Annotated in this window: 16 protein-coding genes and 1 pseudogene; all 17 read left to right on the top strand. The window is 51.8% G+C overall.

Annotation, left to right across the window (positions count from 1 at the left end; genetic code table 11):
• The first annotated feature begins 106 nt into the window (after nucleotides 1-106).
• A complete protein-coding gene (locus J3348_RS03995; protein WP_097775097.1) occupies nucleotides 107-952 on the top strand; it encodes a MurR/RpiR family transcriptional regulator in 846 nt (281 codons plus the stop codon).
• Between the two features lie 331 nt (nucleotides 953-1,283).
• Entirely contained in the window at nucleotides 1,284-1,799 is a 516-nt protein-coding gene (locus J3348_RS03990; protein ID WP_097776410.1) for a helix-turn-helix domain-containing protein, read from the top strand.
• Nucleotides 1,800-1,924: 125 nt separating this feature from the next.
• Entirely contained in the window at nucleotides 1,925-2,794 is an 870-nt protein-coding gene (locus tag J3348_RS03985; RefSeq protein ID WP_207698362.1) for a DUF6017 domain-containing protein, read from the top strand.
• The gene (locus tag J3348_RS03980; RefSeq protein ID WP_207698552.1) at nucleotides 2,794-3,702 is read left to right on the top strand and encodes a ParA family protein; all 909 of its coding nucleotides are present in this window, start codon (nucleotides 2,794-2,796) and stop codon (nucleotides 3,700-3,702) included. Before J3348_RS03985 ends, J3348_RS03980 begins: the two co-directional genes overlap by 1 nt.
• Nucleotides 3,659-4,585: a ParB/RepB/Spo0J family partition protein gene (locus J3348_RS03975; protein ID WP_207698361.1), complete on the top strand. Its 927-nt coding sequence runs from the start codon at nucleotides 3,659-3,661 to the stop codon at nucleotides 4,583-4,585. The genes J3348_RS03980 and J3348_RS03975 overlap by 44 nt, the downstream gene beginning before the upstream one ends.
• A gap of 62 nt (nucleotides 4,586-4,647) precedes the next feature.
• Nucleotides 4,648-5,070 (top strand): hypothetical protein, encoded by a 423-nt coding sequence (locus tag J3348_RS03970; RefSeq protein ID WP_207698360.1) that lies wholly within the window; start codon nucleotides 4,648-4,650, stop codon nucleotides 5,068-5,070.
• An 8-nt stretch (nucleotides 5,071-5,078) separates the two neighbouring features.
• On the top strand, nucleotides 5,079-5,279 hold the full coding sequence (locus tag J3348_RS03965; protein ID WP_207698559.1) for a hypothetical protein: 201 nt from the start codon (nucleotides 5,079-5,081) through the stop codon (nucleotides 5,277-5,279).
• Entirely contained in the window at nucleotides 5,206-5,643 is a 438-nt protein-coding gene (locus tag J3348_RS03960; protein WP_207698359.1) for a DUF3846 domain-containing protein, read from the top strand. Before J3348_RS03965 ends, J3348_RS03960 begins: the two co-directional genes overlap by 74 nt.
• Nucleotides 5,644-5,667: 24 nt before the next feature.
• Nucleotides 5,668-6,132: a PcfB family protein gene (locus tag J3348_RS03955; protein WP_117950360.1), complete on the top strand. Its 465-nt coding sequence runs from the start codon at nucleotides 5,668-5,670 to the stop codon at nucleotides 6,130-6,132.
• Nucleotides 6,129-7,895 (top strand): VirD4-like conjugal transfer protein, CD1115 family, encoded by a 1,767-nt coding sequence (locus tag J3348_RS03950; protein ID WP_117506354.1) that lies wholly within the window; start codon nucleotides 6,129-6,131, stop codon nucleotides 7,893-7,895. Before J3348_RS03955 ends, J3348_RS03950 begins: the two co-directional genes overlap by 4 nt.
• A 141-nt stretch (nucleotides 7,896-8,036) precedes the next feature.
• Nucleotides 8,037-8,252 (top strand): Maff2 family mobile element protein, encoded by a 216-nt coding sequence (locus tag J3348_RS03945; RefSeq protein WP_055186938.1) that lies wholly within the window; start codon nucleotides 8,037-8,039, stop codon nucleotides 8,250-8,252.
• Nucleotides 8,253-8,337: 85 nt separating this feature from the next.
• A complete protein-coding gene (locus J3348_RS03940) occupies nucleotides 8,338-8,820 on the top strand; it encodes a DUF3990 domain-containing protein (RefSeq protein ID WP_117477590.1) in 483 nt (160 codons plus the stop codon).
• Complete coding sequence (locus J3348_RS03935; protein WP_015565208.1) at nucleotides 8,798-9,241, top strand: hypothetical protein; 444 nt, start codon at nucleotides 8,798-8,800, stop codon at nucleotides 9,239-9,241. Before J3348_RS03940 ends, J3348_RS03935 begins: the two co-directional genes overlap by 23 nt.
• A gap of 15 nt (nucleotides 9,242-9,256) precedes the next feature.
• Nucleotides 9,257-9,634: a hypothetical protein gene (locus J3348_RS03930; RefSeq protein WP_133303651.1), complete on the top strand. Its 378-nt coding sequence runs from the start codon at nucleotides 9,257-9,259 to the stop codon at nucleotides 9,632-9,634.
• Between the two features lie 327 nt (nucleotides 9,635-9,961).
• A complete protein-coding gene (locus J3348_RS03925) occupies nucleotides 9,962-10,828 on the top strand; it encodes a VirB6/TrbL-like conjugal transfer protein, CD1112 family (RefSeq protein WP_117506353.1) in 867 nt (288 codons plus the stop codon).
• A 13-nt stretch (nucleotides 10,829-10,841) separates the two neighbouring features.
• Nucleotides 10,842-11,207 carry a PrgI family protein gene (locus tag J3348_RS03920; RefSeq protein WP_112146658.1) on the top strand — a complete coding sequence of 122 codons (366 nt, stop codon included), beginning with the start codon at nucleotides 10,842-10,844 and terminating at the stop codon, nucleotides 11,205-11,207.
• Nucleotides 11,179-12,621, top strand: a pseudogene (locus J3348_RS03915) (conjugal transfer protein TraE); the annotation flags it as partial. The gene J3348_RS03920 and the pseudogene J3348_RS03915, both read left to right, overlap by 29 nt.
• Nucleotides 12,622-12,754 lie beyond the last annotated feature (133 nt).

Here is a 12,754-nt window from a genome sequence, read left to right as displayed (position 1 = left end):
TGCGAAGCGGGGACGATTCTTTTATACTTTTTATAAAGGTGAATGAAACGGTCGGCAGCTGATCCGGGTCGGTGGACTGCTGCGCCGGAAAAGAGGAAAAAGAAAAATGGCAACGAATTTTTGGGAGCTGCTGCAGCAGCATCAGGGCGACCTGACAAAATCGGGCCGCACCGTGGCGGACTATCTTGTGCAGCACGCGGCAGAGGCACAGTATCTGTCCATCTCCTCGCTGGCAAAGGAGTGCTGTGTGGCAGAGGCAACGGTGTTCCGCTTCTGCCGGGCGCTGGGGTTTGAGGGCTATCATGAAATGCGCATTGCGCTGGCGCAGGCCAACGCCACCGGTGCACTGGTCAACCAGCATGTGCCGGAGCCGGATGCCGACACGGCAACTTTGTGCGAGCACGCCAGCGCCCTGCTGATGACTACGATCAACGGCACCCAGAACAATCTTTCGCCGGAGGCGGTGGACAAGGCTTCGGAGCTGATGCACAAGGCCCGGCAGGTGTACTGCCTTGGTCAGGGCGGCAGCATGTATATTGCAAATGATATCTGCGCCCGCTTTGCCTGCATCTCCACCAAGTTCCGCACGGCAGGCGACAGCCATATGCAGCTGATCACGGCCAGCCTGATGACCCCGGAGGATGTGGTGCTGTTCGTTTCCTATTCCGGCGCTACCCGCGATATGCTGGAAACGCTGCGCGCGGCCAAGGCGGCGGGCGCAAAGATCATTCTGCTCACCCATTATGAGGATTCGCCCGGTGCAAAGCTGGCGGATATCGTGCTGCTGTGTGGTGCGCAGGAAAGCCCGCTGGACTCCGGCAACATCCCGGTCAAGGTGGCGCTGCTGTATGTGGCTGAAGTGCTGGTGCTGCGCTACACCATGGACGACCCCGAAAATGCCAACGCCGCACAGGATCGCACCAGTGAAGCACTGGCGGTCAAAATGCTGTAAAATATTGCCCGCAAGGCCCCTGCAGAGCCCGTGTTCTGTGGGGGCCTTGGCATATCCGGCAAAGGGTGCGTAAAATCTGTTTCTGATCTTTTTCAAAAAAAAATAGACCTCATCTTTTCGATGAAGTCTATTTTTCTTTAGCCTCTTAACTTAACGGCACTTGGGCGAATGCCTGATTGGCTTCTATGCCGGTGGTGGGGGTCTCCCGCGCACTGAGCAACAGCCCGCAGGGCTGATTGCTCCCCTGCTGTGCAGGGTCGTGCTGTTCGACCCGCTCACACGCCGCAGATAAAAAGAAGGCCCCCCAGACAAGCTGGAGGGCTTCCTTTTTATGCCGGTGGTGGGGGTCGAACCCACACGTGTTATTAGCACAAGGGATTTTGAGTTTTTATCCTCATCTTCCATCTGGTGTCATCCAGTGATATCTAGTGATATCTGGTTCCCACTGTGCAAAGGCAAAATTCACGCCTCAACGAACAATAATTTGAAATATCCACGATTTTTCGATGCGTTTTTCCTCTACTCTGTTTTTTCGGTTTGGACCGCCCAAATGGAAATTGGAGGGATGTTCAGGAGGGATGCAGGGCAAAACGCTCCTCTGCTTAGGCACAAAACGAAAGGAAAGTCAAGGATAATGAATCAAAATCAAGCAAAAGAGTATTATAAAAAATTATTTGTGAACTATCCTGATGTGCTGTCTGTCGAAGAAGCAACAACTTTACTCGGTTTCAAAAGCCAGACTGCCATCATCAGAAGAATCCATCAACATAGAATTCGCTGCCTGAAAGTCGGACGATCTTTCATGATTCCGAAAGAATATCTCATCGACTATCTTTTGGATAGCTAAATTATATAGCCATTATATTACATAGCGCACCACTTTTCAATAAGAAAAGAGTGCGCTTTTTATTTTCAAACGAAAGGCGGTTGATTTTTTGAACACAAGCTGGAGCAAAACGTTGAAAAAGCCACATGACCCTTGACTACTTTTACGGACAAGCCGGAGAACTGTTTTCATTCTACCGCATTCCCAAGGCTCTTTTTCAGGAGCCACGGTTCCAGAGTCTGTCCACCGATGCAAAAACCCTGTACGGCATCCTGCTGGACCGCATGAGCCTGTCTGTGAAAAACGGCTGGCTGGACGAGCAGAACCGGGTGTTCATTATCTTCACGATAGAGGATGTCAAGAGGGCGTTGTGTTGCGCAGACAACAAAGCGACCAAGTTGCTGCGGGAACTTGAAGAATTTGGTCTGATTGAACGAAAACGCCGAGGACAAGGAAAGCCAAGTTTGGTGTATGTGAAAAACTTTTCAGCAGAATCTTCAAAAGAGAGCGTCAAGAATCGTGATAATGACGATTCTTGTGACTTCAAAATCGCGTGTCAAGACCCTGCAAAATCACGATGTAATAAGACTAAAGAGAATGATACTGAAATGAGTGAGACTTATCCCTTCGATTCGAAAGAAAACGACTGGATGAGCGAACGTGAACAACTGGAAGAATATTTTTCGCAGTCTTTGGAAGTGGAACTCCTGCTCCGGCTCTGCCCGGATGACGAGGACATCATCTACCAGATCGTTGATTTGCTGGTGGATACCTGTGCAACCAAGCGTAAGATGTTGCGAGTTGCCGGGGATGACCGCCCTGCTGAGGTGGTGCGCAGCCGATTTATGAAGCTGAATGCCGACCACATCAAATTTGTATTGAAGTGCCTTGCAGAGAACAGCAGCCCGATTCGGAACATGAAACAGTATCTGCTTGCTTCTCTGTACAACGCACCGACCACTATGCAGCTCTACTACCAGAACCAAGCCAATCACGACTTGAGTATCAGGGGGTGATAGAAATTTCAAAGAAAGCTACTACGATTGCCATCGTCAACCAGAAAGGCGGCACCGGCAAGACCACCACCTGTGAAAATCTTGGCATTGGGCTGGCAATGGAGGGCAAAAAAGTTCTGCTGGTGGACGCTGACCCGCAGGGCAGCTTGACCATAGTCGCTTCGCTCCTATGGCTAGTTGTGTGCACTGCGTGCAGATTTATATTTGCCCGCCATGCGGACATTGCCATCAGCATGGGCTGGCAGCAGCCCGATGAACTGCCCACTACCCTTTCCACCCTGATGGCAAAAGCCATGAACGACCAGCCCATCCAACCCGGTGAGGGCATCCTGCATCATGCAGAGGGCGTTGACCTGATTCCGGCAAACATTGAACTGGCAGGGCTGGAAGTGTCTCTCGTCAACTGCATGAACCGGGAAAAGATGCTCAAACAGGTGCTGGAAGGGGCAAAGCATGAATACGATTTCATTCTGCTGGACTGCACTCCTTCCCTTGGGATGCTGACCGTCAATGCCTTGGCAGCGGCAGACACCACCCTGATTCCTGTGCAGGCGCAGTACCTTTCCGCAAAAGGTCTGGAACAGCTTTTGCAGACCGTGCAGAAGGTCCGACGGCAGATCAACCCCAAACTGAAAATTGAGGGCATCCTGCTGACTATGACCGACAGCCGCACCAACTACGGGCAGCAAATCGACAATTTGATTCGAGGTGCCTACGGCAGTAAGATCAAGGTGTTTGACCAGACCATTCCCCGGTCTGTCCGTGCTGCAGAGATCAGTGCCGTGGGTAAGAGCATTTTCCAGCACGACCCCAAAGGCAAGGTGGCAGAAGCCTACCGCTCTCTGACAAAGGAGGTGATGGCGAATGCCGAAAGGCAGCTTAAACGTGTCGCTGAAAGGGGCAGATGACATTTTCTCCACGGAAGAATCCCGACAGGAGCAGCAACGAGAGCAGGTGCAACAGATCCCCATTGGAGAGCTGTTCCCTTTCAAGAACCACCCCTTTAAGGTTTTGGACGACGAGTCCATGCAGCGCACCGTAGAGAGCGTAGAACAGTACGGTGTGCTGTCTCCGCTGATTGCCCGCCCACGCCCGGAAGGTGGCTATGAGATCATCTCCGGGCACCGCCGTCAGCACGCTGCACAGCTTGCTGGACTGGACACCCTGCCGGTCATTGTCCGCAACATGGATGATGATGCCGCAGTTTTGCTCATGGTGGACTCGAATCTCCAACGTGAAAACATCTTGCCCAGTGAAAGGGCTTTCGCTTACAAAATGAAGCTGGAGGCTCTAAAAAATCAAGGTGCTAGGTCGGATTTGACTTCTCGCCAAGTTGGCGAGAAGTTGTGGAGCGTATCGCAAGTGAGCGCAGACGCAAACGAAAGTGAACGTCAGGTGCACCGATTCATCCGCCTGACCAACCTCATCCCCGAACTGCTGGACATGGTAGACGAAAAGAAAATTGCCTTTAATCCCGCTGTGGAGTTGTCGCATCTCGACACGAACCAACAGCGGGATTTTTTAGAAGCGATGAACGACACCCAGAATGCACCGTCCCTTTCCCAAGCGCAGCGGCTTAAAAAGCTGGCGCAGGAAGGGCACTTCTCGTATGACGTTGCCTTTGCGGTCATGGGAGAAGAGAAAAAGGACGAGCTGGACAAGGTGGTCATCAAAAACGACACCCTGCGGAAGTATTTCCCGCGCAGCTACACCCCGAAACAGATGGAGGACACCATCATCAAGCTGCTGGAACAGTGGCAGCGCAAACAACAGCGGCAGAATGAACGCTGACTTACCGTAACGAAAGACCCGATGGGGTCTTTTTCTTTTGCAAACAAAAGGAGAAAACGCCTATGAAAAACAACGCTACCCGTACCATCCGCTCCGAGGAGATCACCATTGACGTGCGCATCTGCGCTGCACTGGCGGTAAACCGGGGCGGCGAGATCTACCTTGCAGCCATTGCCCCGGATATGGAGCTGACCGTCATCACGCTGGACGAAGCTCCGGGCATCCTGCCCTGTTTTGAGGAGGACGATGCCTACCTGAACCTCCCCAACACCTCGCTGCTGCTCTGCTACAACCCTGCGCAGGTGCTGAAGATGGGCGGCAAGCACTACCTGACTGGCCCGGTGATTCTGGCTCGCACCAACATGGATGGCGAGGTCATCTCGCTGACCATTGATGAGGTCTACCTGTTCCAGAAGTATCTGGCAAGCCACAGCATCACCCTGATGGCAGACGACCAGAAGCTGCCCTGCATCTGCATGGAGTGAGGTGTGCCATGCTGAACTTTTTTATCGGTTTCGCATTTTTTGAAGCCGGCGCTTTTTTCGGCTTCTTCGTGGCAGCTCTGTTGAACGCCGCCCATGCCGGGCAGGAGATCTCTATCAAATTCGAGGAGGACGATAATGGAACAGAACGAGAACACCTTGTCGGTGCTGAAAATTCCACCGGGACAGTATCCGCAGCAGGTCGAGATTGACAACAACCTGAAAGCCTTGCAGGAGGCGGTGGGCGGCACGATTGCTGCTGTTTACCCCTTTGCAGACCCGGTGGCTATCATCTGCAATGACGATGGTAAGCTCATGGGGCTGCCCCTGAATCGTGCCCTGCGGGATGAGAACGGGCAGATGTACGATGCCATTGCCGGAGACTTTCTAGTGGTGGGATTGGGCGAGGAGGATTTTGCATCCCTGACCCCAGAACTGGCGCAGAAGTACGAGCAGCTTTTCCATCAGCCTGAAACCTTTCTGAAGCTAGGCAACCGTCTGTTGGTGCTGCCGGTGCCTGATGAACCTCCCGCAGAAAAGCCCCGCACCAAGCCCCCGGCAGAGCATGACCGCTAAAATCACCCTGCTGCACGGGAGGTGATGGCATTGCAGGAAGAAATCGAACAGAAGTCATTCAACATTATGATCTCCACCACAAAGCTGTCTGCCCGGACTGTCCTCCGGGCGGTAAAGGCGGCGTTTCGGCTGTACCAGTCCAAGACATCCCAAGGTAAGCAAAGTGTCCGCACTCTTCTGCGGCAGAACCGGGGTGTGTCCAGCGTGGAGATCAGCAAGACCGGCATCCGTGGGCTGGAACGCTACGCCAAAAAGTACGGCATCGACTATGCCATCCGCAAGGACACCTCCGAAGTGCCGCCCCGGTATCTGGTCTTTTTCAAAGCCCCGGATGCAGAAGCCTTCAACTCGGCGTTCAAAGAGTATTCGGCATCTCTGCTGAACAAAGACAAACGCCCCTCGGTGCTGGCAAAACTGCATGAACTGGTGCAGGCGGCGGCAGAACTCCCCGGCAAAGTCCGGCATAAGGAACAGGAGCGTGGACTGTGACCACGAAAAAGCTGACAAAGCTGCTGGCACTGTATCTGCCCTATATTTTGCTGGGGCTGGTGGCAACCAACATTGGCGAAGCGTGGCGGCTTGCCGAGGGCAAAGAGCTGGGGGATAAGATCATGGCGATGATGGGCACCGTTCCGGTGGCGTTTGCGAACCCGCTGCCCAGCTTGCATCCGCTCGATTTGCTGGTGGGCTTGTGCTGCGGTGCAGGGTTACGGCTGGCGGTCTATTTGCGTGGAAAAAACGCCAAGAAGTACCGCCACGGCATGGAGTACGGCTCTGCCCGGTGGGGCACCGCCAAGGATATTGAGCCGTTCATGGCACCCAAGTTTGCAGACAACATCATCCTGACCAAAACGGAACGGCTGATGATGTCCAACCGCCCACCGGACCCCAAAAACGCCCGGAACAAAAATGTGCTGGTGGTGGGAGGCTCCGGCAGCGGCAAGACGAGATTTTGGCTTAAACCCAACCTTTTACAATGTCATAGTTCCTATGTGGTCACTGACCCGAAAGGTAGTATCGTGGTCGAGTGCGGGAACGCACTTCTGAAAAACGGTTACAAGCTGAAAATCCTGAACACCATCAACTTCAAAAAGTCCATGCACTATAACCCCTTCGCCTATGTCCACAGCGAAAAGGACATTCTCAAACTGGTCACAACCCTGATGACCAACACCAAAGGCGAAGGGTCCGGTGGGGACCCATTTTGGGAGAAAAGCGAACGTCTTTTGCTCACTGCCCTGATCGCCTATCTGCATTATGAAGCCCCGGTGGAGGAGCAAAATTTCGCCACCCTGCTGGAAATGCTCAACACCATGCAGGTGCTGGAGGATGACGAGGAATATCAGAACCCGGTGGATCTGCTGTTTGAAGAACTGGCGAAAAAGAAGCCCAATTCCTTTGCCGGGCGGCAGTACAAACTTTACAAGCTGGCTGCCGGCAAGACCGCAAAATCCATCCTCATTTCCTGTGGTGCCAGATTAGCCCCCTTCGACATCCAAGAGCTGCGTGACCTCACTATGTACGATGAGCTGCAACTGGACACGCTGGGCGATAAGAAAACGGCATTGTTCCTCATCATGAGCGATACGGACAGCACCTTCAACTTCCTCATCAGCATGGTCTACACCCAGCTTTTCAATCTGCTGTGCGACAAGGCAGATGATGTATACGGCGGCAAGCTGCCCGTTCATGTACGGTGTCTCATCGACGAGTGCGCCAACATCGGGCAGATTCCCAATCTGGAAAAGCTGGTGGCCACCATCCGCAGCCGTGAGATCTCCGCCTGCCTTGTTTTGCAGGCGAGAAGCCAGTTGAAAGCCATTTACAAGGATAACGCGGATACCATTGTGGGCAACATGGACAGCCAGATTTTCCTCGGCGGCAGTGAGCCGACCACCCTGAAAGACTTGTCCGAGATGCTGGGCAAGGAGACCATCGACGCCTTCAACACCTCAGACACCCGTGGCAATAGCCCCAGTTACGGCACTACGTTCCAAAAGATGGGCCACGAATTGTTGAGCCGGGACGAGCTGGCGGTGCTGGACGGCGGCAAGTGTATTTTGCAGTTGCGTGGCGTCAGACCGTTTTTGAGCGACAAGTACGACCTGACCCAGCACCCTAACTACAAGCTGACCTCGGACTACGACCCCAAAAACACCTTCGATATTGAAAAATATCTGAACCGCAAAGAAAAAATCCAACCCGGAGATGAGTTCATCGTGGTGGATGCTGATTCGCTCCCGTCTGCCTGACCCGGTAGGCGGTTTTATTTTTATCCCGGTCAGAAAGGTGCACCAGAAAATCAGCCTTGCTGCGGTTATGCAACGTAAAACTACAAGATTTCGGGTGTGTACAAACGACCGGAAACGCTTTATAATAAAGGAGAAAAGACTATGGAATTCTTCAACTCTGCTATCGAAGTTCTTCAGACTCTGGTTGTCGCTCTGGGTGCCGGTCTCGGCGTTTGGGGTGCCATCAACCTGCTGGAAGGTTATGGTAACGACAACCCCGGCAGCAAGAGTCAGGGCATGAAGCAGCTCATGGCTGGCGGCGGCGTTGCTCTGGTGGGCATTACCCTGATTCCCCTGCTGAGCGGTCTGTTCGGTTAAGAACAGCGGGCGGCGATTGCCGCCCGGTACATATTTATAATAAGGAAAGCCATAGTAACGATCTCACATACAGAAGGTGAATCAGATGAGCGAGATTTTATTGTATCATGGCAGTAAAGAAGAAGTTGTCTATCCCGAAATCCGCATCACACGGTATACAAAGGACTTTTCTTGGGGATTCTACTGCACGAACAGCTATCAACAAGCCTACCGCTGGGCAGACCGCCGTTCTGCCGATGGTATTGTGAACGTCTATCGCTATGTAGAGAATCCTGACCTGAAAATCCTGCGTTTCCCTGAAATGTCGGACGAATGGCTGGATTTCATTGCAAAATGTCGTGCAGGCGAAACCCATCCCTATGATATTGTGGAGGGTCCCATGGCAGATGACACCATCTGGGACTATGTCAATGGATTTACGTCCGGGCAGATCAGCCGTGAAGCATTTTGGGCATTGGCGAAGTTCAAGCATCCAACACACCAGATCAGCTTTCATACCGTAAACGCTTTGCACTGCCTGACCTTTGAGAGGAGTGAATCCATCCATGACCGAAAAGCAGAAAAATGATGTTCTCTACGTTTGCAGCCTGATCGAGACCATCGCCCGTAAGACCAAAAATCATCGGCAGGATGTGATTCGTCACTTCACAAAAGCCGGCATCGAACGGCAGCTCCGGCTGGCAGAAGTAAACCACTGTCTGTCCTTTGAGCAGGTTTCAGATGAGCTGATTGAAGATCTCAACATCCCGGATGGGGATTTTGATACTGCTGCGGAGTGCCGCTATACGGTCCCTTCTGCAACCTCCATCGGAATGCTGTATCAGGGGCTGGTGCTGTCCACCATGAAAGATGAAGATGCTGCACAGGCAATTCTGGATGTTTTTTCGTCGTTTATCACGGATGAGATCTCCGATTTCAATTCCAACGTATACTACACCAATCCTGATTATCTCCGCTGCTCCTATCTGGAGGGCAAAATGCTTGCTTGAGAAAGGATTGTTATAATGGCAAAAAATCAACATAATGCAGGGCTTCATTATAGACCTCTCAATCAACTTGGATTATCAAACTTCAATGATTATATAGAAAATCCCATTGATAGTCGTTTTAAGTTTAATCCGCCCCCTCTAAAATGTGGTAAGCTTTTTGGACTTTGCAAAGCTGATCGTCAAAAAGAAAAGCTTCAGAAACATTGCCCGTGGCATCCGCTTCTAAAAATGAAGGCATTCACATTAGAGATCAACGGAGAAGCTGAATACATTTGGTATTGTAAAGAATGCGATTGTTATTATATGAACCCCTTTTGGCGAAATGGAGAAAAACGCATCCTTGATGTTTATCATAAGGTTCCTGTTCGCCGACTTATAAAAACAGCTATATAGCTTTGATTATGATTTGCCGATTGCCGAAAAGCAGTCGGCTTTTTTGTTTCCGTCGAACACTTTTTGTGTTTGCTCATATCATTTCATCTATCATTCATCAATCAAAAATGATAGATGAAATGAGGGCATTGTTCCATACAGCGGCTTGAGCAGCAGCGGAAAGCCCTCTGCAGCTTGCAGTTTTATTAAATGTCCGTGCTCCAAGCCGCGTTTTTATCCACCCATCCATGAAAGGCGGTGCTATTATGCAGTTTTTGACCCACATTATTTTTCTCCTGAATCTCCTCAAGACCCTTATCAACCATTTCAGCTAAGGACGGTGACTGAATGGAAACCGTTCTCAAAGCCATTGCCGACTGGATCAAAGGCATCCTGACGGCAGGCATTATGTCCAATCTCTCCGGCTTGTTTGATGATGTGAACACCCAAGTGGGCAACATCGCACAGCAGGTGGGCACCAAGCCCTCCAGCTTTGAGCCACGGGTGTTCGCCATGATCGAATCGCTGTCCCGGAACGTGGTGCTGCCCATTGCAGGCATCATCCTGACCTTTATCGCCTGTTACGAACTGATCGAGATGATTACCCAGCACAACAATATGGCACAGTTTGAGCCTGCCCTCATCATGCGCTGGATTTTTAAGACTGCTATTTCGGTGTGGCTCATCAGCAATACTTTTGACATCGTGATGGCGGTGTTCGATGTCACCCAAAAGGTGGTATCCGATTCCAGCAGCATCATTGCCGGAAATACCCGTGTCAACGACATTGGCTTGTCCATGCTGCAATCCAGCCTGATGCAGATGGACGTTGGTCCCCTGTTCGGGCTGTTTTTGCAGTCCTTCTTCATTGGCATCACCATGCGCATCCTGTCCATCGTTATTTTCGTCATCGTCTACGGAAGAATGATTGAAATTTACTGCATGGTGAGCCTTGCGCCCATCCCCATGGCGACCTTCGGCAACCACGAGCAGAGCCACATGGGGCAGAACTACCTGAAATGCCTGTTTGCACTGGGTTTTCAGGGCTTCCTGATCTTGATTTGTGTTGCCATTTATGCGGTGCTGATCCAAAGCGTAGCGATTTCCGGGGATGCCATCAACTCCATTTGGAGCATTGTGGGCTACACCGTTCTGCTCTGTTTCAGCCTGTTCAAGACCAGCTCGGTGACGAAATCCGTCCTCGGAGCGCACTAAAGGAGGTGCTTTATTGGCTGCGTATATTTCAGTTCCCCGTGACCTGACGAAAGTGAAATCGAAGGTCGCGTTCAACCTGACCAAACGGCAGCTTGTCTGCTTTGGCACAGCGGCTCTCATTGGAGTGCCGCTGTTTTTTGTTCTCCGGGATTCCGGCGGCAACACTGCTGCCACCCTCGGTATGATGGCGGTGATGCTGCCGGCGTTCTTCCTTGGGATGTACGAGAAAAACGGTCAGCCCATGGAAAAGCTGCTGTCGTACTATGTGCAGTCCCGGTTTGTCCGCCCGAAGATCCGCCCCTACAAGACCAACAACTACTATGCGATTTTGATGAAGGGAGGCGCAACCTATGATTCCGTTTTGGAAAAAGACCGGTAAGGACGGCAAGAAAAAACCGCAGAAACCCGCCGTGCCCCGGACCGCCCAGCAGTCCATCCCCATGCAGCGGATGTTTGAGGATGGCACCTGCCGGGTGAAAGCAAACTACTACACCCGCACCATCCAGTATCAGGACATCAATTATCAGTTGGCGCAGCAGGAGGACAAGACCGCCATTTTCGAGGAATGGTGCAGTTTTCTGAACTTCTTCGATTCCAGCATTAAGTTTGAATTGTCCTTTGTGAACATGGCAACCGACAGCACCGAGTTTGAAAAGAGCATCCGCATTCCGTTCCAGAAGGACGGTTTCGATGATGTTCGTGCGGAGTACAGCCAGATGCTGCGCCAGCAGCTTGCCAAGGGCAATAATGGTCTGACCAAGACCAAATTCATCACCTTTGGTGTGGAGGGCGAGAGCATGGCACAGGTCAAGCCCCGGCTCGACCACATCCAGAATGACCTGCTGAATAACTTCCACCGGCTGGGGGTGCAGGCAAAATCCCTGAACGGTGTCCAGCGGCTGAAGCTCATGCATGATATGTTCAACATGGATGGCGCATCCAAGTTTCACTTTGACTGGAAAGACCTTGTGAAAAGCGGGCTTTCCGCGAAGGATGCCATTGCGCCCACCGCCTTTGCCTTCAAGAACAGCCGCACCTTCCAAATGGGCGGTATCTTCTGCGCCGTCAGCTTTCTGAGCATCACGGCATCCGACATCAGCGACCAGCTTTTGAAGGATTTTCTGGACATGGATTCCAGCCAGATCGTTACCATGCACATCCAGTCCGTTGACCAGAACCGTGCCATCAAGACGGTGAAGCGCACCATCACGGAACTGGACCGCAGCAAGATCGAGGAGCAGAAAAAAGCTATCCGTGCCGGGTATGATATTGACATCATTCCGTCGGATTTGGCGACCTACGGCAGGGATGCCAAGGCTCTGCTGAAAGAATTGCAGAGCCAGAACGAGCGGATGTTCCTCGTCACTTTTTTGGTGCTGAACACCGGCAGGACTGAACAGGAACTGGAAAACAATGTTTTTCAGGCATCCAGTATTGCCCAGAAGCACAACTGCAACCTGTGCCGACTGGACTTCCAGCAGGAGCAGGGTCTGATGAGCAGCCTGCCGCTGGCAGACTGCCAGATCGAAATTCAGCGGGGACTGACCTCCAGCAGCACGGCTATCTTCATCCCCTTTACCACGCAGGAATTGTACCAGAGCGGAAAAGAATCGCTGTACTACGGTCTGAATGCTCTGTCCAACAACCTGATTATGGTGGATCGCAAGAAGCTGAAAAACCCGAATGGCTTGATTCTGGGTACTCCCGGCTCCGGTAAAAGTTTCTCGGCAAAGCGTGAAATTGCCAATGCGTTTCTGGTGACGGACGATGATATTATTATCAATGATCCCGAAGGCGAAGTGCGACACGAAGTCGCGTAATGTATTGCGTGTAAACGCTACTCTATCCATTTGGAGTAACCCTACTGTGACCTGCACTGGTCAAAAGCCGGCGTTGGGAAGCTCACAGGACAATATGGGAAATCTG

Source organism: Faecalibacterium sp. Marseille-Q4896 (assembly GCF_017377615.1).
Classification (GTDB): Bacteria; Bacillota; Clostridia; order Oscillospirales; family Ruminococcaceae; genus Faecalibacterium; species Faecalibacterium taiwanense.
The sequence above is the reverse complement of the archived record's forward strand: the minus strand, read 5'-3'. Positions and strand labels throughout refer to the sequence as shown.